Annotated in this window: 19 protein-coding genes; 6 read left to right on the plus strand and 13 right to left on the minus strand. The window is 60.8% G+C overall.

Annotated features, from left to right (window positions below):
• Positions 1-55 precede the first annotated feature (55 nt).
• Positions 56-385 carry a hypothetical protein gene (locus RMQ97_RS03970; RefSeq protein WP_413659536.1) on the minus strand — a complete coding sequence of 110 codons (330 nt, stop codon included), beginning with the start codon at positions 383-385 and terminating at the stop codon, positions 56-58.
• A 133-nt stretch (positions 386-518) separates the two neighbouring features.
• Positions 519-1,121, minus strand: coding sequence for a polyhydroxyalkanoate synthesis repressor PhaR (phaR, locus tag RMQ97_RS03975; RefSeq protein ID WP_413659537.1), 603 nt, complete (start codon positions 1,119-1,121; stop codon positions 519-521).
• A gap of 223 nt (positions 1,122-1,344) precedes the next feature.
• Between phaR and phbB the strand changes: the two genes are divergently transcribed.
• Positions 1,345-2,070, plus strand: a complete 726-nt coding sequence (gene phbB, locus RMQ97_RS03980) for an acetoacetyl-CoA reductase (RefSeq protein WP_413659538.1) — start codon at positions 1,345-1,347, stop codon at positions 2,068-2,070.
• Positions 2,071-2,124: 54 nt separating this feature from the next.
• Positions 2,125-2,853, plus strand: coding sequence for a DUF4908 domain-containing protein (locus tag RMQ97_RS03985; RefSeq protein WP_413659539.1), 729 nt, complete (start codon positions 2,125-2,127; stop codon positions 2,851-2,853).
• A gap of 48 nt (positions 2,854-2,901) precedes the next feature.
• Here RMQ97_RS03985 and RMQ97_RS03990 read toward each other — a convergent pair whose 3' ends face one another.
• Together RMQ97_RS03990 and gloB are read right to left on the minus strand one after the other, a co-directional pair.
• The gene (locus tag RMQ97_RS03990; RefSeq protein WP_413659540.1) at positions 2,902-3,360 is read right to left on the minus strand and encodes a cupin domain-containing protein; all 459 of its coding nucleotides are present in this window, start codon (positions 3,358-3,360) and stop codon (positions 2,902-2,904) included.
• Positions 3,360-4,130: a hydroxyacylglutathione hydrolase gene (gene gloB / locus RMQ97_RS03995; protein WP_413659541.1), complete on the minus strand. Its 771-nt coding sequence runs from the start codon at positions 4,128-4,130 to the stop codon at positions 3,360-3,362. Before gloB ends, RMQ97_RS03990 begins: the two co-directional genes overlap by 1 nt.
• 79 nt (positions 4,131-4,209) lie before the next feature.
• Between gloB and RMQ97_RS04000 the strand changes: the two genes are divergently transcribed.
• Both RMQ97_RS04000 and hisC read left to right on the plus strand, forming a co-directional pair.
• Entirely contained in the window at positions 4,210-4,983 is a 774-nt protein-coding gene (locus RMQ97_RS04000) for a class I SAM-dependent methyltransferase (protein WP_413659542.1), read from the plus strand.
• Positions 4,980-6,068 (plus strand): histidinol-phosphate transaminase, encoded by a 1,089-nt coding sequence (hisC, locus tag RMQ97_RS04005; RefSeq protein ID WP_413659543.1) that lies wholly within the window; start codon positions 4,980-4,982, stop codon positions 6,066-6,068. The genes RMQ97_RS04000 and hisC overlap by 4 nt, the downstream gene beginning before the upstream one ends.
• 22 nt (positions 6,069-6,090) lie before the next feature.
• On the opposite strand, the gene RMQ97_RS04010 is transcribed toward hisC, so the two are convergent.
• The 5 genes from RMQ97_RS04010 to ftsE all read right to left on the minus strand — a co-directional run bounded on the left by RMQ97_RS04010 (position 6,091) and on the right by ftsE (position 10,242).
• Positions 6,091-7,116 (minus strand): DUF2125 domain-containing protein, encoded by a 1,026-nt coding sequence (locus RMQ97_RS04010; protein ID WP_413659544.1) that lies wholly within the window; start codon positions 7,114-7,116, stop codon positions 6,091-6,093.
• Positions 7,117-7,199: 83 nt separating this feature from the next.
• Positions 7,200-7,916, minus strand: a complete 717-nt coding sequence (locus RMQ97_RS04015; protein WP_413659545.1) for a lysophospholipid acyltransferase family protein — start codon at positions 7,914-7,916, stop codon at positions 7,200-7,202.
• An 8-nt stretch (positions 7,917-7,924) separates the two neighbouring features.
• A complete protein-coding gene (locus RMQ97_RS04020) occupies positions 7,925-8,518 on the minus strand; it encodes a YdcF family protein (protein ID WP_413659546.1) in 594 nt (197 codons plus the stop codon).
• Between the two features lie 85 nt (positions 8,519-8,603).
• The gene (locus RMQ97_RS04025) at positions 8,604-9,509 is read right to left on the minus strand and encodes a hypothetical protein (protein ID WP_413659547.1); all 906 of its coding nucleotides are present in this window, start codon (positions 9,507-9,509) and stop codon (positions 8,604-8,606) included.
• A complete protein-coding gene (gene ftsE, locus RMQ97_RS04030) occupies positions 9,502-10,242 on the minus strand; it encodes a cell division ATP-binding protein FtsE (protein ID WP_413659580.1) in 741 nt (246 codons plus the stop codon). Before ftsE ends, RMQ97_RS04025 begins: the two co-directional genes overlap by 8 nt.
• Positions 10,243-10,292: 50 nt before the next feature.
• On the opposite strand from ftsE, the gene RMQ97_RS04035 reads away from it, so the two are divergent.
• Positions 10,293-11,165: a DUF3426 domain-containing protein gene (locus RMQ97_RS04035; protein ID WP_413659548.1), complete on the plus strand. Its 873-nt coding sequence runs from the start codon at positions 10,293-10,295 to the stop codon at positions 11,163-11,165.
• 4 nt (positions 11,166-11,169) lie between these two features.
• Here RMQ97_RS04035 and RMQ97_RS04040 read toward each other — a convergent pair whose 3' ends face one another.
• From RMQ97_RS04040 to argH, 3 genes are all read right to left on the minus strand, one after another.
• Complete coding sequence (locus tag RMQ97_RS04040) at positions 11,170-13,746, minus strand: DUF4175 domain-containing protein (RefSeq protein WP_413659549.1); 2,577 nt, start codon at positions 13,744-13,746, stop codon at positions 11,170-11,172.
• A 72-nt stretch (positions 13,747-13,818) separates the two neighbouring features.
• A complete protein-coding gene (gene lptM, locus RMQ97_RS04045; protein WP_413659550.1) occupies positions 13,819-13,965 on the minus strand; it encodes an LPS translocon maturation chaperone LptM in 147 nt (48 codons plus the stop codon).
• A 64-nt stretch (positions 13,966-14,029) separates the two neighbouring features.
• Positions 14,030-15,457 carry an argininosuccinate lyase gene (argH, locus tag RMQ97_RS04050; protein WP_413659551.1) on the minus strand — a complete coding sequence of 476 codons (1,428 nt, stop codon included), beginning with the start codon at positions 15,455-15,457 and terminating at the stop codon, positions 14,030-14,032.
• Between the two features lie 29 nt (positions 15,458-15,486).
• On the opposite strand from argH, the gene RMQ97_RS04055 reads away from it, so the two are divergent.
• Positions 15,487-16,080 (plus strand): TlpA family protein disulfide reductase, encoded by a 594-nt coding sequence (locus RMQ97_RS04055; protein ID WP_413659552.1) that lies wholly within the window; start codon positions 15,487-15,489, stop codon positions 16,078-16,080.
• 288 nt (positions 16,081-16,368) lie between these two features.
• Here the strand turns inward: RMQ97_RS04055 and RMQ97_RS04060 are convergent, their stop codons facing one another.
• Positions 16,369-19,188, minus strand: a complete 2,820-nt coding sequence (locus RMQ97_RS04060; protein WP_413659553.1) for a TonB-dependent receptor — start codon at positions 19,186-19,188, stop codon at positions 16,369-16,371.
• Between the last annotated feature and the right edge of the window lie 59 nt (positions 19,189-19,247).

Genomic DNA, 19,247 nt, shown 5'->3' on the forward strand with positions numbered 1-19,247 from the left:
AACAAGAGGCTGGCGCCAATCGCTGCCTCGACCCAGAACGCCCATCGCGACCGGCTCATGCGCGACGCTCCAGGATCGGGCTGGTGTCCTCATAATCGGCGATGCGCGCATAGGTTTCGCGATACCGGCGTTGCTCGGATGGTTCCGCTTTCAGGCCCCGGGCCGGATGCCCCGCCATCAGCTGGACGACGACCTCCGCCGCAGGCGGTACCGGACGATGCAGGGGATGGCTGCGCTGTTCCGGTTCCGGCGAGACGGGTACGGGAAGCCCCACCTTGCGTTCTGCCCGCGGCGGACGGTCATTGGATCGTGCAGCCCGTCGGACCGCCTGCACGCGGCGTGCGGTCTCATATGGGATGGATGTATGGCTGCGGATCGTCGTCATACCCTCTCACTCGCAAGGCTGATGCCAAGTCTTAAGAGGGTATTAACGAAATCGGGGCGGCGCCAGTGTCTTAATAAGAGATTAATCGTCTCTCAGGCGCGCCGCCCTGTGCCGGGACGGGACAGATCCAGGCTTAATCCTTGACGAGCTTGTCGAGCTTAGCCCGCATGGCATCGAGTTCAGCGCGCATGGTGGCCATGTCGTCCTCCGACTTTGTGGCGGGTGTTTCAGCCGCCGGGTCTTCACCTGCAGGCGCTGAGGGCGTTGCACCCGGCGCTGCGAAAGGCGTGAACATGCGCATGGCCTGGCCGAACATCTCCATATTGCGGCGGGTCTGTTCTTCCATCAGCTGCATGCTGGCCTGGGGAGAGGTCATGGCCTCGCCCATACGACGTCGGAACTCCTCCTGCTGCTGAGCAAAATTATTCATCGACATCTGCAGATAGCCGGGAACCACATTTTGCAGGCTGTCGCCGTAAAAGCTGATCAGCTGACGCAGGAAATCGACCGGCAGGAGATTGGCGCCGCGCGATTCTTCTTCGAAGATGATTTGCGCGAGAACGCTACGGGTCAGATCTTCGGAGGACTTGGCATCGATGACACGGAAGTTCTTGCCCTCCTTGACCAGTTCACGCAGGTAATCCAGCGTCACATACTGGCTGGTGGACGTGTCGTAGAGCCGACGGTTCGCATACTTCTTGATGGTGATCACGTCGCCACTGGATGTTTGACCCACAATTCACTCCCTGTTGGCAGCACGCCCGCTGGTTTCATAAGCATTTCACTTAACATACGTGCGCGTCTTTGCTTTACGGTTTACGCCCAGTGAGGCGTGTGCTGCAAGTGCGAAACCTATTCTTGCGCAAATCACGGGCTTGTCTCAATTGGTTTTTGAGGCGTTCCAGATGTAGTTTCAGCGTTCAGTCAGGCAATTTCACCCCAATAAAAAGGCGATGACCATGGGACGGAATGTATTGGTAACCGGCGGTACACGCGGTATCGGCGCGGCGATCAGTGTAGCAATGCGGGATGCGGGTCATACCGTGATCGCCAACTATGCCGGGAGTGAAGAGGCCGCTCAGAAATTTCGGGAAGAGACGGGCCTGAACGCGATCAAGTGGGATGTCGGTTCGTGGGAGGATTGTCAGCGGGGGATTGCCGAGGCGGAAACGGCTGCGGGTGGCCCGATCGATGTTCTGGTGAATAATGCCGGTATCACGCGCGATGGCATGTTCCACAAGATGACGCCGGAGCAATGGGCCGACGTCATGCGGGTGGATCTGGATTCTCTGTTCAATATGAGCCGCCCTCTCTATGAAGGCATGCGCGGCCGCGGCTGGGGCCGGATCATCAATATTTCCTCGATCAATGGCCAGAAAGGTCAGATGGGTCAGGTGAATTATTCCGCGGCCAAGGCCGGCGTGATCGGCTTCACCAAAGCGCTCGCCCAGGAAGGGGCGTTCAAGGGTGTGACGGTGAATTGTGTCGCGCCGGGCTATATCGGTACGGACATGGTCGCGGCCATGCCGGAGAAAGTGCTCGAGAGCATTGTCGGTGGAATTCCGGTCAACCGCTTGGGAACGCCTGAAGAAATCGGCGCGGCTGTGGTCTATCTTGCCGGTGAGGATGCCGGTTTCATGACCGGGTCCGTCCTTTCCATCAATGGTGGCCAGTATATGGCCTGAATTCGATTCACGTTTGCCCCAAAATTGCCCTCTTGGCGGGTAATAGATGCAATCATGATACGGATCCTTGCGGCCATACTCGCCCTCATTCTGACAGCCGGGACTGCGCTTGCGGTGCAAAACCCCTTGCGCGACCGGCTGTTGCGGAATGAACGCTCTGAACAATCCATCGGCTGGTATCAGCGGGCGGACAATGGCGCGTTCATTCTTTTTGACCAGTCTTCCAGCTATGCGCTGTTACGTGAGCGGGATGATACCAATGCGGAAATCCTGGTACTCTTTCCCAATCGCGCACCGGGTGGTGGCATGTCCTTTGTCACCGATACCGGGCGTGAATTGGTGCGGTTTACCTCTCTGGGAGGGGCGACCTATTTCCCCAGTGACGCACCGAATGGTGTGATCATCGAATTTGCTAGCCCGGCCGGAGGGCTTGTGCCCGCGCCGCGCTCTTCACTGGAAGTGCGTGCGCGCGCCGAGCGTCTGGCCGAACGCGCCTCGGCCGTGTCCGGCAATGCAGTCACGATCGAATATGCACCGGCGCCGCGTGCGGGGCTGGGGCTGCAGTATGATGTGTTGTGGGTCATCGAACGCAGCCTGGACGGATCACGACGGAGTGGATTGCGTCAGCTTGAGCGCATCCAGATCATCAATGGCGAGCGGGCCAATGCCTATCGCACACGCGATTCGCTGATCGTCGTCATCAACCCCCAGGCGGGTTATGCGGGACGTCCCTCATCGGAATTTGTCCGTGCAGCCTTGCAGGCGGCTCCGATCGACGCCTGATGCGCCACGAATGCTCGGCGAATTGACGGTTGTTCGTCGATGCCAAGGTCAGGTGTCAGACGCGTCGCTCACCGCTCGACGATCAGCGGGTGCCCAATCGGGCTTGGCCAACTCAAAACCTTCAAACTCAAATCCCGGTGCCACGGTGCAGCTGACCAGCGTCCACGCGCCGAGCGAACGGGCGCTTTGCCAGGCATTGGTCGGGACAATGCCTTGCGGGCGTTCACCGGCCACCACATCGGGCCCCAGTGTGACATCGCGTGTGGTTTCGCCATCTTCACTGACAGACAGGAGAAGCGGGGCTCCGGCGTGCCACAACCACACTTCTGCCGCATCCTCGCGATGCCAGTGAGAGATCTGGTCCTGTTCGAGCAGATAATAGATCGCCGTGGAGCGTGAGCGGCCATTCACCTCGTCGGGATCACGGAAGGTCTCGATGTACCACCCCCCTTCCGGGTGAGGGTGCATGCCCAGTGATCGAATGATTTCCCAAGCCTGGTATTGCATCAGAACTGATCCTTCTGCCGACGCACTTCGGCGAACACATCGTCTGGATCCGCATCCGCCATACCGATCGCCGCTTTGAGATCCGGCGCATCCGCACGCAGAAACGGGTTGCTCTTTATCTCGTCCGCCAGCCGGGACGGGACCGTTGCCAGTCCGTTTGACCGCAAGCGCGACACTGTCTCAGCATAGGCTTTCAGATCCGGATTGTCAGGATCAATACTCCGGGCGAAACGGGCATTGGCCTGCGTGTATTCATGGGCGCAATAGATCAGGGTGTCCGGGTCGAAGGCCCGGATGCGCGACAACGAGTGCCACATCTCTGCGGCGGTGCCTTCGAACAGGCGGCCACATCCCAAGGCAAACAAGGTGTCGCCGACAAAGGCCACGTTTTCGGTCGGGAAGTGATAGATCACATGTCCCCGGGTATGGCCGGGCGTGAACAGAACCTTGGCCCGGATATCGCCCAGCTGGATGATATCGCCGTCTGCGACCTCATGGTCGATATCAGGAATGCGCGCGGTTTCATAAGTCGGCGCGACAAGGCGAGCCCCGGTGGCGGCCTGCAAAGCCGCATTGCCACCGGTGTGGTCGTGATGATGGTGTGTGTTCCAGATCTGGGTCAGTGTCCATCCAGCGGCTTCGGCTTCCTCGAGAATGCGGACCGGGTCTGGTGTGTCGATGGCCGCCGTCTCCTGGCTGACCGGGTCATGGATGAGGTATCCGTAATTATCGGAAAGACATGGGAACTGGCGGATTTCAAGCAAGGACATGATATAGGATTCCCCTCTGGCCCGGTCGCGGCAAAAGCGCGTGCTAAGGGTGATATGCGATTGGCGAAGGAGAGTGCAAGTGCGGCGCAATGCAGTGGATCTGGACCGTTTCTACGCATCTCGACAGGGGCGCACCGCCCAGACCATGATCATGCGTCGTCTGGAAGCCCTGTGGCCTGATGTCCGCGATCTCGACATGCTGGGGTTGGGGTTCACGACACCGTTTCTCGAGCGCTACCAGGCGTCGGCCCGGCGCTGTCTCAGCTTTCTGCCGGCCGGGCAGGGGGCTGTGATTTCCGGTGAAACCGCGCCGCCAAGCGCGATGGGTGATGAAACCCGCCTGCCCTTCATGGATGCCATTTTCGACCGTATTCTAGTGGTCCATGCGCTTGAGGAAGCCGACAGCCTGCGGCCCCTGTTACGCGAGATCTGGCGGGTGATGGCGCCGGGCGGCCGCATGGTGATTGTCACGTCCGCGCGGGCCGGCGTGTGGGCGCATATGGATGCCACCCCCTTTGGACATGGACGGCCTTTCTCTCGCGGGCAGCTCACTCAGCTTTTGCATGATGCCCTGTTTGAACCGGCTGCATGGTCCCGGGCTTTATACGCGCCGCCCTGGCGCTGGAGTACCTGGCCGCGACTGGCCCAGGCCTGGGAGAAGGCAGGGGAAACGGCCTGGCCCGGTCTGGGCGGCGTCATCCTGGTGGAGGCGGTCAAACGCAATGCAGCGCTGACGCCGAGAGACCGGAAACCGGGTATACGCAGACGCGCTCTTGAAGGAGCCCCGGCAGGCGCGCTATCTCCGCGACACAAGGACCAGGACCGGTCCACCGAGGAGGATGACCTGCAATGACTGTGCAACCGCGTGAAGGCCTGCTGAATATTCGTCCCTACAAGCCGGGTGCGGCTGAAGCGCCGGGGGTTGAGAACCCGGTCAAACTCTCATCGAATGAAAATGCCCTGGGGTGTTCCGAAAAAGCGTCAGCTGCGTTCCAGGCGTCTGCGGACCAGTTGCACATCTATCCGGATGGCGGGGCGACCCGGCTGCGTGAAGCCATCGCCAAGGCCGAAGGGCTGGAAGCGGAACGCATTGTCTGTGGTGCGGGGTCTGACGAGCTGCTCCAACTTCTGGGCAAGGCCTATCTCAATCCGGGCGACAAGGTGGTTCAGAGCCAATACGGTTTCCTGGTCTACAAGCTTGTCGCCATGCAGAGCCTGGCAGAGCTGGTTGTGGCTCCGGAGACCGGCTATCGCACGGATGTGGATGCGATTATCGAGGCGGCCGGGGATGACGCCAAAATCGTGTTTGTGGCCAATCCGAATAATCCGACGGGCACCTATATCCCCGCCAGCGAAATCACCCGCCTGCGCGACGCCCTGCCTGACGAGACGCTGCTTGTGCTCGATTCAGCCTATGCCGAGTTTGTTGAAGATCCCGATTACGAGGCCGGCATCGAACTGGCCCGCACACGCGACAATGTCGTCATGACGCGGACATTCTCCAAGATCCACGGCCTGGCGGCCCTGCGTCTGGGCTGGGCCTATGGCGATCCGTCTATCATTGATGTGCTGCACCGGGTGCGCGGGCCGTTCAACGTCAACCTGCCCGCCATCGAAGCCGGTATTGCGGCGATCGAAGATGCGGACTTTGTTCGTCGATCGATCGCGCATAACACGCAATGGGTCGATTATCTGCGTCAGCAGATTGGTGGTCTGGGCCTGGAAGTGACGCCAAGTGTCTGCAATTTCGTGCTGGTTCACTTCCCCGAGAGCGGGGACAAGACGGCTCCGAATGCGGATGCCTATTTGACGTCTCAGGGATTGATTGTGCGTCGTCTGGAGCCTTACGGCCTTCCCCACGCCTTGCGGATTACGATCGGGAAGGAAGTCGAGAACCGTCGCCTGGTCGAGGCACTGACCGCCTTTATGGGACAATAACAGGTATCGGAGCGGGGGCGCGCTAGCGCGCCTCCTCGTCCACCAGAGTTCCCAGGCGCACCGGGCCGAAGTAAACCGCGCCGGCCTGGATGCGAAGCGGCAGGGATACACCTTCCGGCGACCGTGGCGCCATCATGGTCGCCAGGCGCAGCGCCTCTTCCGGATTGCCTTCAGCGACAATACCGCCGTTCACCAGCGCTTCGGCGAGCGCTTCAGGGTCGGTGATCCGGACGGATATGCGCCCTTCCGGCAAGGCGCGGGCGTCTACCGCCAGATCGCCATTGCCGCTGAGCTGGGCCGGTCCCCAGCCTAGGCTTGCGTTTTCAATTCGTATGCTACCGTTGGAACGGTGCCAGTCCAGCACGTCACCCTGCTGGGCGAGGGCCGACCAGGCCGACACGGCGATATCCAGATCCACCGTGTCGATGCGTGTGCCAAACGCCTGGATCATCCGCGGATCGAGGCGGGTTTCCTCGGCGGTTACGCCCGAGACGGACATGCGGGCCCGCATATGATCGTCATCGTCGAGCATGGCGTTGAAGACGACGCGCTCGATGGATTCCAGCTGGGCCTGTTCGCCCTCTATTGTGGTGATGGACAGGTTTTCGATCTCGGCGCCCACACTCTGTGTGACACCGCGGCGATTGGTGCGAATGCTCAGTAAGGTCTTGTCGCTGACCCATTCATAGGTGCAATTCGTATCGCTGACAGTATTGAGCCGCGACGTTCCGTCGAACTGGATAATCCAGTGTGCCAGATTGAACGGCATGGCGTGCGCGGTAATGGTCTCGATCTCGGCCGACCAGTCGCCATCAGCAGCCGGGGCGTCAATAGCCAGGGCATTGATCTCCACCGCGAAGCGGTAGGGGAAGCCTGAAACCCGGATTAGTTCTTGTTCAATGCTGTATCCCGCCGCGACCTGACTATCCATCCAGGCGGCGAGTTCAGATTGAATGCGCGACTTCGCATAGAACCAATAGCCGGTATACAGGCCCAGAAGGACCACGAAACCGCCAAACGGCAGATAGAGACCGACCCGGTTTTTCACGCTTTAACCCTCATCACTCACTCTACACATCAAGGCTCGGACTTTGTAACGCAAGTCCCGTTCCACCTTGCCACAGGTATGAATTATTCCTTACCACCCGGCAGCAATGCATCGCTGGCGGTGTTGATACGTTCGCGTAGCGTGGTGAGGAACTCATCCTTGCTCAAGCCGGGTTCAATCGGCTCGAGAAACTCCACGACAATGACGCCAGCATGGCGTTTGAAGCCGTGAGCCGGCCAGTACAGTCCAGAATTCAGCGCAACGGGCACACAGGGCACTTTCATGGCCGCGTACAATCCCGCCACACCCGGCTTGAAGTCCGGATTGTCTCCGGGGGTGACACGTGTTCCCTCGGGGAAGATCAGCACCTGACGCCCTTCTTCGGCACGCGCTGCAGCGTCACGCAGCATGCCACGCAGGGCCTTCGCCGCCGCGCTTCGGTCCACCGTGATGTTTTTCAGCTTGAGGGCAAACCATCCGAAGAAAGGAAGGTAGGCCAGAGATTTTTTGAGGATGATCGCGGGATCGGGAAGAATGTCCCAGAAGGCGAGGGTCTCGAACATGCTCTGGTGATTCGAGGCGATCAGTGCGCCGCCTTGAGGAATGTTCTCCTGACCGCGCACCTCAAACCGTATCCCGCATATCACGGCCAGTGCGCCCCAGATGATTGTCAGGAAGACGCGAAAATAGGCGCGAGCCCAGGTACGCGGTGCCAGTAGCAGCCAGATGCCCAGCGTGCCCATCACGACAATCAGGCCATACATGAAGATGACGAAGGCGAGGGAGCGCAGGGTATTCATGACAAGTCTCAGCTTCCGCTAAAGGTCTGACCCAGACTAACGGCCAGGTATTTGGTGTATTCCAGGATCCAGAGCCGCAAACGCCCAGCCGCCCGCCAAGGCGGTGTGGTGCGCACCGGAGCGGCGACCAGATCCACCTCCGGCATAAGCTTTTGCATTTCCAGCAGGCTGCGCGGAAGATGATAGTCAGACGTCACGATAATCAAGCGCTTATAGCCGTTTTCTTCCGCCCATTCGGCGGTTTCCACAGCATTGCCCAAAGTGTCTTCAGCCAGTCGTCCCATTGTCACACAGCAAGAAAACCGGGCCGGATCGAGACCTGTCAGGCCGCGCATATCCTCGATCGTGACAGAGGGGTGGACGCCGGACACCAGAAGGTGGTCGCCATATCCATCATCCAGCAAGCGGCCGGCTTCGGCCAGGCGCCCGGCATCACCGGTCAGCACGACAATGGCTTCAGCTCGCGTCCGGCTGTCGAGGTCCGCTTGTCCGGTGACACGCAAGGACCAGTGCACAAACCCGCCCAGATAGAGCACGACAGCCAGGAAGGCGACCAAGCGTACAGGTTGCAGGCGTTTGCCGGATTTGGATGTCTTGGCCATCTCTCACACGGTCCGATATCGCAATACACGTCCCTCGCATGCCGGGCGCGGGCAGAAAAGTGAAATCATCGTTGGCCTCGTCCCTCTACCAGCGTGCGCGCAGGTCGGCGGCGATAGCCAGACGTGCTGACACAGCCGAGATCAGTCCGGCAACGATCGGAGCGGCACTCAACAGGCCGATCTCGAACGGGGCGAGGGCCCAGTGCGGCAGGAAAAAGACCTGGTCTGCCGGGGTCTCGCTCAGGCTGACGATCAGGGCGACTGCGCCCGCCGCGGCTGCACCGCCCAGGCCGGCTTTCAGACCGAGCATGAAAAACCGCCGTTGGAACAGGGCTGCGATGAACCGGTCCTCCGCCCCGCACAAATGTAGCGCGTCTGTCACATCGATACGTGCGGCCAGGGAGGCTCGGGCGGCAAAGGCGATCACGGCCGCCGCTGCACCGGACAGGAGTGTCAACAAGGCCAGGCCGAACAGCTGAGCCGTTCGCGCTGCATCGCGCACAGCACCCGACCAGCGCGAGTGGTCATCCACAGTGGCGGGCAGGCCGGCGGTGTCGATTGCGCGAGTGAGGTCATCAAGATCGAGGCTGCCCACCTCAACCAGTTCCACACGGATCAACAGGGGCAGGGGCAGATCCTCGGGCAGATTGCCCTGTCCCAGCCAGGGTGAGACAAGGGCCTCGGCATAATCCCGATCAAGCGTGTCCACACGCGATACACCGGCCATACCGGCCGCCAGGGCAGCCGCCTCGGCCTGGTCGGCGATCAGGTCGCGGTCATCGACCGGACGGACCTGAATGGTGACACTGTGGGCCAGATCGCTGGTCCAGGCCTCTGCTGCGAGCCAGGCGCCCCGCGCGCCCAGACCTGCGACACAGGCCAGAAACACCAGAATGGCGGCCACAAAGACCAGCGGGCGATCCCGTCCCTTATCGGGTGGGAGCAGCGGTCCCGGGGATTGGCTGGGCGCCGAGGACACGGTGTCAGTCATGCTCTGTCTCCTCCTGCCTGGCCCCCCGGGAGGGGCGGATATGCACGTGACCATTGGACAGCGACATGACAGGTGCGTCGACCATGCGCACAAGCTGGAGGTCGTGGGTCGCGATAACGACGGTGGTGCCTAGCTTGTTGAGCTCCAGAAAGAGACGCAGCAGGCGCATTCCCATTTCCGGATCGACATTACCGGTCGGTTCGTCCGCGATGAGAATTTCCGGTTGCCCCACAACAGCACGGGCAATGGCGACACGTTGTTGTTCGCCGCCCGAGAGCGTGGCGGGTTGTGCCGTCATCTTGTCACCCAGCCCGACCCAGGAGAGCAGTTCCGCGACGTCTTCGGCGTAATCGCTGCGCGGCTTGCCGGCTACGCGGAGCGGTAATGCCACATTGTCGAAAACATTGAGGTGGTTGAGCAGGCGAAACTCCTGGAACACCACGCCGATCCGGCGGCGCAGATCGGGCAAGTCCTGCCGGGGCAACGTGGCCAAGTCACGACCAAAAAAGGAAATCAGCCCGCGTGAGGGTTTGGCAGCCAGATAAATCAGACGCAAAAGCGAGGTCTTGCCCGCTCCCGACGGTCCGGTGAGAAATTGGAAAGAACCGCGTGGTAAATCGAATGATAAGTCGCGCAGTATTTCCGGCCCGCGTTCGTAACGCATGCCGACATTGTCGAACCGAACGACCGGATCGGGAGCACTCTGCGGGGAATGGTTTGAACTCGGAGTTATGGAACGTCTCCCGGACTTTTCGGTGAGCCGGTCTGTTGGAAACGACTCATATGAGCATTGTACTCAGCTGTCCGTCTTGTGGCACGCGCTATCGTGCTGATCCCCAGGCCATTGGTCTGGCGGGACGTCGCGTGCGCTGCACAGCCTGTTCGCATGTATGGCTCGCAGAAAGTGAAGAACCCGTATCCCTCACCTCTGTTGATCCGGAGCCTGTTCCCGAGCCGGAGCCGGAACCGGAAGTGCCGGCGGAACCCCCGAAACCGCATCAGGCCTACCGGGCCAAGGTGGAGGCGAAACGCAAGACCGCCAGCATGGCCGTGGCCGGTGGAGCCTGGGCTGCGCTTGCTGCGTGCTGGATGCTGGTGCTGAGCGGTGCATGGGCCTTTCGGGTGGATATCGTGCAGTCCTGGCCCCGGGCCTCGGCGGCTTATGCCGCGCTGGGTGTGGAAATTGACCCGTCCGGATTTCAGCTATCCGAACTGAGCATCACCCGCGAGGTGGATCATGGCGTGCCGGTTGTGATCATCGAGGGCGAAATCCTCAATCAAAATCGCCAGACTCGACCCGTGCCCCAGGTGCGGGCTGCGCTTCTCGATAGTCAGGATACGGCGGTGCTGAGCTGGCGTGTGAATATCGAGGCGCATGAGATGAGCGGTGGCAGCCGTCTGGCCTTTCGTACGCTTGTCAGCGATCCGCCGCCCGCCGCTATCCAGGCCGAAGTCATTCTGGCGGGGCTGGACCTGGCGCCAGCCGATCCCGTGTCGGATGTGAGCCATGGCGCTGAGGATCATCACTCTGCCGATACAGTTTCGCACCCGGCTGGTTCCGACCAGGGTGGGCCAGAGGAGGCCACGCACGAGAGCCCGGAGCATGGGACTGCTCTAGAAGAAACCGCCACCCACGAGAACGACGGGCATCACTGAGGCGTCAGAACCGGTCCAGCAGGCGATCAATATAGTCGAGTTCGTCTTGCGGACGCCCGGTTTCAGCGGCGCGCCGACGAAGCTCTTCTAGGATCTCACGGGCCCGAGCCCGGCTCATTTCTTCCGGCACGTCCACGCCTGCGCCATCGGAATAGGCCCCATTGGTCGGACGACCGAGCGGGTCCTGCTCCTGATCGCCCTCGCCTGGTCCACCTTCATTCTCTGCCATGCGTTCCAGCAAATCGCGCGCAAGGCTTTCTGCACCATCACGCAATTCCGACAGCGCATCATCTTGGGCCTCCAGGGCGTCGTCCAGATTGCCCTGGCGCAGGGCTTCTTCGGCCTGTTGCATCGCTTCACCCGCACCGTTCAATGGGTCGGCGGAACCTCCAGGCAGGCCTTCACGCGCCCGTTCGAGCTGTCCGGCGATCGCCGCCTGGCGTTCGGCCAATTGTGCTGACCGGCTGGTCCCGCCTTGCTGGTTTTCCGCGAGGCCCTGTGGGGTATTGCCGCCCTGCTGGCCTGGTGTGTTGCCGGCGTTTTGCGGCCCGCCCTGACTCTGACCCCCTTGGCCTTGGCCACCCTGGGGCTGGCCCCCATTATCCTGCTGCATGCCGAAGGTCTGATCCTGCAGCTCACGCTGTTCACCGATCACATCGCCTAGTTCTTCAAGGGCTTCAGACAGGGCTTCGGAGACCTCGTCGCTTGGCTCACCTTCACCGGATCCCTGACCCATCTGCATTTCCAGATTGCGCAGGAGCTCGCTGAGCATGTCGAGGGCTTCGCGCGCCTGTGCTGTGTCGCCCAGTTCGGCCGCTTCTCGCAGGGCTGCGAGCAATTCCTCGAAATCAGCGGGGTCCATCATCGGCACATCGCCGCCGGCCTGGGCATTGCCCTGTTCGGCCTCGCGTGCGAGAGCGGCCAGATAATTGTCCATTGCCTGTTGATAGGCCTGGAACAGGGCATCCAGCTCGGTTTCATCGGCACCGCGCGCCAGCGCTTCCTGCAAGGCGCGCTCAGCTGCGGCCAGTGCGGCCTCTGCATCGGCCAGTGAACCCAGTTCTGCGCGCAGGGCGATTGCCCACAGATCCGCTGCGACAGGGCCGGCATCATCCCAATGGCGTGCCCTTTGAAGGCGATGGAGCACCACACGCAGGCCGAGAAGCACCGTGCCGTCGTCAAAGAAGTATTCCGGTGCATCGGTCAGGGCGGTCAGTGCCACAGCCACGCGCTGAATGCCGTCTGGCGCCCGTTCGATCCGGCGCGCGGGTGCATCGTAGAGATAGAGCGGGCCGGGTGGCAGGTCGTCGGCGTAGAGCGGGTCCGGCTCGGTGAGCGGCTCATAGGGGCCGGCATGACGCATGACTTCGCGGCGTTGTTCAGCGACAGCCCGCGCAAGGCTGTCGAGAAAGACCCGTTCGGGCAGAACCCGTGTCTGGACACCGGAATACCCGGTATTGTCAGCCGCATCGCGAACGGCAAGGCGCATCTCCACACGATCGCCGGCCCATTGATGACGGGCGGTTTCAACCGTGCCGATCAGCCCATTGCCTTCGGGGACAGAGCGTACCTGTTCCCCCGGCAGGACGAGGCTATCCCAGTCTGTATCGCTCGCGCCTTCAGGTCGAATTTCGAGGGCATAATCGGTCGCGCCATAATCGTCGATGACCTCGAAGCGGAGTTCGAGTTCACCCTGGGCCGTTGAAGCAGGCGCTTCGAGCAGGCGCACGAGGGGGGCTGTGTCGGGAATGATGTCGGCTGACCACTGGGTGCGTGTGCCTCCGGCCCGCAAGGTCAGTTCGGTATCACGATCGATGAACTGGCGGATTTCCCATACACCATCACCAATTTCCACCGCATCCGTTCGTACACGATCCGTGCCCTGGTTGAGCGTCAGCCGTGGAGTGCGCCGCGAACCAGCAATGCGCGTTACGAACTGGGCGCCTTCCGGCACCTCGATTTCGAAGGCGTCCGCTTCGAGAAACTGCGGTGCCCGTCCCGTATAGGCGGGCGGATCAATCCAGGCTTCGATCCGCAGATTCTGGCTCAATGCATTGATGGGTCGAAACGCAAAGGCATCATCCAGGCGCGAACGGGCCTGCGGGCCAGCCAGAACCCAGGCCGACAGGACAAACAGCAGGAGTACGATGCGCAATGCCCAGGGATCACGACGCGCCCAGGCGGCGTGGGGACGTCGGGCTTTCAAGGCGGCCAGACGTTGACGTTCCCGGCGCTGATGTTCTTCCCAAAGGGCGTGTTCGGTAGCACTTAACGAGGCGGCCTGATCGGTCACGGCTTCATAGGGGCGTCCCGCCATCCCGCTATCGCGTTCGAGGCGATGCGCAATATCGGCGAGGCCAGGCCAGGCAAACTGCCGCGCGGCTCGCCATGTCAACACCGCGAACCCGGTCAGGCTGAGAAGCGCAAACACAGCTCGCCAGGGATCGCCAACGGCATCCCAGGCTCCCAGAAGGGTTATGCCGGCATACAGAAACAGCCAGGCCAGGACAGGCCAGACAAGAGGCACGGCGCGCTCCCACACAAGGGAGGCACCTGCCAGAATGAGCGAAATCCGCCGCATGGACAAAAGACTAGCACGCTCGCCCTGAATGTTGAGGACGCTGCGCATTACGAATTGGTGAGGGCGAGGCCCTTACGAATCCGTGTCCTCATTATCCTCAGGGGTCTCCTGCGGATTGCCCCAAAGGGGTGGCGGGCGTTCCAGATCGCCGCGCAGGCCACACGCAGTGACAGCTAGGCTGGTCAGGAGGATCAGGAGAACGGGTTTGATACGCTTCATCGTTTTCGTTCCGATTGAATCTTCGTTCCGATTTCGTGTCAGTTCCGAATGCAATCCGGGGCCGCTATGACGGATCTGCCGGCGACAGGCGACGGGTCCAGACTTCGACCTGTTCCCTGACGCGAACCGGAGACGTACCGCCAAAACTGGTCCGGCTCTGCATGGATGCCCGCGCACTCAACACGGAAAACACCCGCTCGTCGATAGAAGAATCGACCGACTGCATGATTTCCAGTGGCAGGTCCGCCAGCGGGACATCACGTGCCTCGGCAGCCTTCACGATCGAGCCTGCGATATGATGGGCGTCGCGGAAGGGTCGGCCGAGTTCGCGAACCAGCCAGTCAGCAAGATCGGTGGCATCGGAATAGGCTTCACCGGCTGCCGTTTCGAGCGCGGAGGCGTGGAAGGAGAGGTCGCCGGCCATGCCGGTCATGGCGGCAATAGCCAGTTCCAGATCATCAATGGCCTGGAAGACCGGTGCCTTGTCTTCCTGCATATCCTTGGAATAGGCCAGCGGCAGACCTTTCATCACGATCAGCAAGCCCTGAAGGGCGCCGGCGATACGGCCCGGCTTGGCGCGGACCAGTTCAGCGGCGTCAGGATTGCGCTTTTGCGGCATGATGGAAGACCCGGTCGACCAGGCGTCACTCAGACTGGCAAAACCAAAGCGGCGTGTGCACCACAGAACGATTTCCTCGGCAAAGCGAGACAGGTTCACGGCACAGATCGCCGCGGCTGACAGGGTTTCCAGCGCAAAATCGCGTGAAGACACACCATCGAGCGAATTGGCCATGGGGCGATCAAAGCCCAACGTCGTGGCCGTCATCTCCCGGTCGATCGGAAAAGCTGTACCGGCGAGGGCGGCGCAGCCCAGCGGGCTTTCATTGAGACGTTTGCGGGCGTCAGCAAACCGACCGCGATCACGTTCGGCCAGCTCGACATAACACAGAAGATGGTGACCCAGGGAGACCGGCTGGGCGGTTTGCAGGTGGGTGAAACCCGGCATCACCTGGTCGGCATGGGCGCGGGCCTGGTCAATAAGTGCGGATTGATAGGCCGCCAGAGCTGTATCAATGCGGTCACAGGCCGCTCGGAGCCACAGGCGAAAATCGGTTGCGACCTGGTCATTGCGGGACCGGGCGGTGTGCAAACGCCCTGCCGGTTCGCCAATAATCTCGCGAAGTCGGGCCTCGACATTCATGTGAACATCTTCCAGCTCGGTCTTCCAGGTGAACTGGCCCGCACGGATTTCGTCGCGCACCTGGATGAGGCCGCGCTCAATCGCCGCTGCATCTTCGCTTGAAATGACACCACAAGCGCCCAACATGGCCGCATGGGCCAAAGAACCAGCAATATCTTCCTCGGCCATGTTCCGGTCAAATCCGACCGAGGCATTGATCGCTTCCATCACGGCCGACGGGCCGGACTGGAAACGGCCGCCCCAGATCTGGCTGGTATGGGCATCATTGGGGGATTGGGTCTTGTCAGCCATGGCCTGTCCTGTCTGGCGAGGAGATGAATATGAATATGTCACCGCTCAAGCTGGCGCTGATCATTATGCCGGTTGTTGCCGGTATCGCTATCCTGTTTGCCGTTTTTTCCGCGATGGGCAATGGGTCGCAAGGGCTGCTTGACAGTTATGCCCGTGGGGAGATGAGCGGGTTTATGAGCCTGGGTGAGGCTCCGCCGCAACCCAATGTCGCGTATCAAACACTTGAGGGTGAGGATGTGCGCCTCTCCGACTATCGCGGCAAGGTTATTCTCGTGAACTATTGGGCGACCTGGTGCGGCCCCTGTATCGAGGAAATGCCGGCATTGGATCATCTGCAGGCGGAACTGGGCGGCGAGCAGTTCGAAGTGATCACGATCAGCCTGGACCGAAATCTGGCCGATGCCGAACGCTGGTACGAGGACAATAGCATAGAACATCTGCCCCTGTTGCACGACACCCAGTTCAGCCCGGGGCTGATCGGGGGAATCGGATTGCCGATGTCTGTTCTCTACGATCCTTATGGCCTGGAACTGGGTCGCTTGCCGGCTCCCGCCGAATGGGCCAGCGAGGATGCGATGGCGCTGATCAATGCAGCAGTTCGCCACACAGGGGTCGAGCCTTAGGTGTGTGGATCGTTTCGCGATCAGGTGCTGTGAAGAAAAAGCCGCCCTGTGCCAAGGCACAGGGCGGTTCAGTATTCGGGATTAATTCGGTTCTCGGAGGTGAAAACCGGATCCGGACGCGCGTCCGGCCGTTAGCGGTATAAGGAAGCTTTGTGCATTTTGCATGGCGGTTTTCGCAGAGATACTCAAATTGTTTCAATACTTTAATCTGAGTGAAACGTAGCAAAAAGAAACCCCGGGACGACGTGTCGTCCCGGGGTTGTTTTTGGCGTATGAGCGCCGGCAGACCTAGCCACGCAGGCGGAAGCCGAAGGTGGTGGACCAGCCATACTCTTCGAACTGCTGCAGACGATCGATACCGTCCGGGCGCGTCACGGCGGTGAACGGCTCGTCGGTGATGTTTTTCACGTCCAGATAGAGCTGGAAGTGATCGTTGAAGCGGTAGCGACCAGACAGGTCGAGCTGGGTGTGCTCCAGCACGATACGGTCTTCACCGGCATCGTCACCGATCTCGTCCAGGAATTCGCTGCGGTGAGTCAGTGCAGCACGCAGATCCCACGGACCCTGATCATAGCCCAGGATAGCGTTCCAGACGGTGTCGGACTGACGCGGCAGGTCAACGACGCGACCATCATCCAGAGTGGCCTCGGAACCCGTATAGGTCAGGTTGAAGCCAGCGATGAAGCCTTCCACCGGCAGGAAGTCGAGATCCTGCTGATAGTTGAACTCAATACCTGACACTTCACCTTCCGGCAGGTTCACATAGGATGTGGCTTCGTCGAAGGTGATACCGTTGACGGTTTCGTTTTCGAAGATGCGCGTGCCGATGACGTTTGTCAGATCCTTGTAGAAATAACCCACATAGATCACGGCATCATTGTTCGGATACCACTCAATGGACGCGTCGAAGTTCGTGGCTTCGAGACGGTCCAGATCCGGGTTACCGAATTCACCCTCGACTTCGTCATCATCGTTTTGCTCGATGAAGGCGCGCGGGGCCGTCTGCGACGGGTTCGGACGCTGGATGCTGTCATAGTAAGCGAAGCGGGCGACGACGTCTTCGCTGACTTCGTAACGCACATTCAGGCTCGGCAGAACGTCGGTGTAGTCGTTGGATGTGGTCACCAGGTCGATGAAGGTCGTGTCATCACCCAGGACAACACCACCAACCGTGGCATCTTCTTCCGCCAGGAAGACCTGGTAGCCATAGGCTTCGTACTCGGTCTCTTCGACGCGCACACCACCCACGATGCGCAGCGGACCGAAGTCACCACCACCCATGGCGTAGAAGGCCATAACGTCTTCATCTGCACCATAGTCAGCCACGAAGCTTTCGACCGTGGAGTCGAGTTCCTGGAGTTCCAGGTTAGCAGCATTATCGCGAACAAAGGTACGGATGGCCGCCGGGTCACCGATCGGGCCGAGATTTCCGAGGCCGTACGGCGTGGTCGTGGCGAAATCAGCCAGTGTCGGATCGCCTGCACCGTCCCATTCGAAGACCTGGAATTCCTGGTCATACTTCTTGTCGCGGATGCGGTAGCTGAAGCCACCCTGGACGTAGACCGGGTAGGAACCTGCGTCGAAGTCGTGACGGATGTTTGCAGAAACGGCCAGTTCGTCGTCTTCAGACAGGCCATTGGTCACTTCAAACGCGTCCAGCTCATAGTTGGACGGGTCGAAATAAGCCTGGGTGCTGGCACCGCCGGCCGGGATGAGCACCGGGTGCAGCGGGTTGCTGACGTCAACACCGATCAGTTCATTGTTGCCAAACTCGGCCTTGAAGTCCGTGTCCAGACGGTTCGGCTCTTCTTCTTCGGCGTGAACGTAGGACAGGCTGAAGTCGATCGTGGTGTCGTTGAACAGCCACTCACCACCGAAATCGGCCGCATAGATCAGCTGGGTTTCGAGACGATCTTTCACATCGCGGTCCACACCGAGTTCGTCATCGGCGATGAAGATCGGCAGGTTGGCGGTGGAGTTGGCGTCGTCGAAAGCACCGTCTTCGAGCTTGGTCTCGATCCGGGAGCGATACTCCTGGTCAGAGAAGTCCGAGTAGATCGTGCGGAGGTAGAAGGACAGCGTGTCGGAGTGCGCATAGTCCAGGTTCAGGGCGGCGGTCGTACGCTCGCGGGTCACCTGGTAGTCACGCTGCTCGACTTCTTCCGGGAAGTAGATGCCGTCTTCTTCGTCCCACTTGCCATCGACTTCGATGTTCTCGGAACCGAATTCACGCTCCTGGTGAGACAGGGAGGCGGCAACACCGAGGCGGCCATCGAAGAAGTTGTCTGCGAAGTTCGCGGAGGCGCGGTAGCCGAAGGCGTTTTCCAGGTCGGAATACAGGCCGCCGACCTTGGCACGCCAGGTCAGCTCGTCGACGTCCAGACCGGATTGGGTCTCGATCTCAACGTTACCACCCACGCTGTCACCCGGCATGCTCGGCAGCAGGGACTTGTTGATCACGACGGAAGAGAGCACGTCGCTGTCGATCACGTCCAGGCCGACCTGGCGGTCTTCAGCTTCCGGAGACGTCAGACGCACACCGTTGACGGAGGTGGAGACGAGGTTCGGGTCGATGCCGCGGATGGACACGAAGCGGCCTTCGCCCTGGTCGTTGAGGACGTTGACGCCGACAGCGCGACGTGCGGCTTCTGCGACGTTCTCATCCGGGAACTGGCCGATGGCGTCGGCGGACAGAACGGTGACGAGACCGTCATCCGCGCGCTGGCGGGACAGGGCAGAGTTCAGGGCGCCGCGCTGACCGACAACCAGGATGTTCTCGATAAAAGCGACATCATCACCCAGGGTGATGTTTTGGGACACGGTGTCGGTAACACTTCCCAGGGTCACGGTGAATTCGCGGCTCTCAGCACCGACATAGGACGCGCGCAGTGTGTACGTGCCTGCATCCAGGCCGGACAGACGATAAGTACCGTCACGCCCCACCGTGACAGTGCGACCGGTCTCGACGACGCGGATCGTGGCGCCTTGCAGGCCGATCGTTGCAGAGGCGTCGGTGACGCGACCGGTGATGGTGCCAGCGTGGGCAGCGGTTGCAGCGGAAAGTGCCAGCACGGAAGCCGTACCGAGCATCACGAGTGTCTTTTTCATGGTGACCCCCAAATGGACAAAAAGACGACGCGCCCGAACCGGCGCGTTTCGCGGCTGCT

Origin of the sequence: Maricaulis sp. D1M11 (genome assembly GCF_047308265.1) — a bacterium.
Classification (GTDB): domain Bacteria; phylum Pseudomonadota; class Alphaproteobacteria; order Caulobacterales; family Maricaulaceae; genus Maricaulis.

Coding starts and splice junctions, on each gene's coding strand:
- RMQ97_RS04015 (WP_413659545.1), bottom strand. CDS start 7,916: ATGAATACCCTGCGCTCCCTCGCCTTCGTCATCTTCATGTATGGCCTG.
- RMQ97_RS04025 (WP_413659547.1), bottom strand. CDS start 9,509: ATGACTGACACCGTGTCCTCGGCGCCCAGCCAATCCCCGGGACCGCTG.
- hisC (WP_413659543.1), top strand. CDS start 4,980: ATGACTGTGCAACCGCGTGAAGGCCTGCTGAATATTCGTCCCTACAAG.
- RMQ97_RS04055 (WP_413659552.1), top strand. CDS start 15,487: ATGAATATGTCACCGCTCAAGCTGGCGCTGATCATTATGCCGGTTGTT.
- RMQ97_RS04060 (WP_413659553.1), bottom strand. CDS start 19,188: ATGAAAAAGACACTCGTGATGCTCGGTACGGCTTCCGTGCTGGCACTT.
- argH (WP_413659551.1), bottom strand. CDS start 15,457: ATGGCTGACAAGACCCAATCCCCCAATGATGCCCATACCAGCCAGATC.
- lptM (WP_413659550.1), bottom strand. CDS start 13,965: ATGAAGCGTATCAAACCCGTTCTCCTGATCCTCCTGACCAGCCTAGCT.
- RMQ97_RS03990 (WP_413659540.1), bottom strand. CDS start 3,360: ATGCAATACCAGGCTTGGGAAATCATTCGATCACTGGGCATGCACCCT.
- RMQ97_RS04035 (WP_413659548.1), top strand. CDS start 10,293: ATGAGCATTGTACTCAGCTGTCCGTCTTGTGGCACGCGCTATCGTGCT.
- RMQ97_RS03970 (WP_413659536.1), bottom strand. CDS start 385: ATGACGACGATCCGCAGCCATACATCCATCCCATATGAGACCGCACGC.
- RMQ97_RS03985 (WP_413659539.1), top strand. CDS start 2,125: ATGATACGGATCCTTGCGGCCATACTCGCCCTCATTCTGACAGCCGGG.
- phbB (WP_413659538.1), top strand. CDS start 1,345: ATGGGACGGAATGTATTGGTAACCGGCGGTACACGCGGTATCGGCGCG.
- RMQ97_RS04040 (WP_413659549.1), bottom strand. CDS start 13,746: ATGCGGCGGATTTCGCTCATTCTGGCAGGTGCCTCCCTTGTGTGGGAG.
- gloB (WP_413659541.1), bottom strand. CDS start 4,130: ATGTCCTTGCTTGAAATCCGCCAGTTCCCATGTCTTTCCGATAATTAC.
- RMQ97_RS04020 (WP_413659546.1), bottom strand. CDS start 8,518: ATGGCCAAGACATCCAAATCCGGCAAACGCCTGCAACCTGTACGCTTG.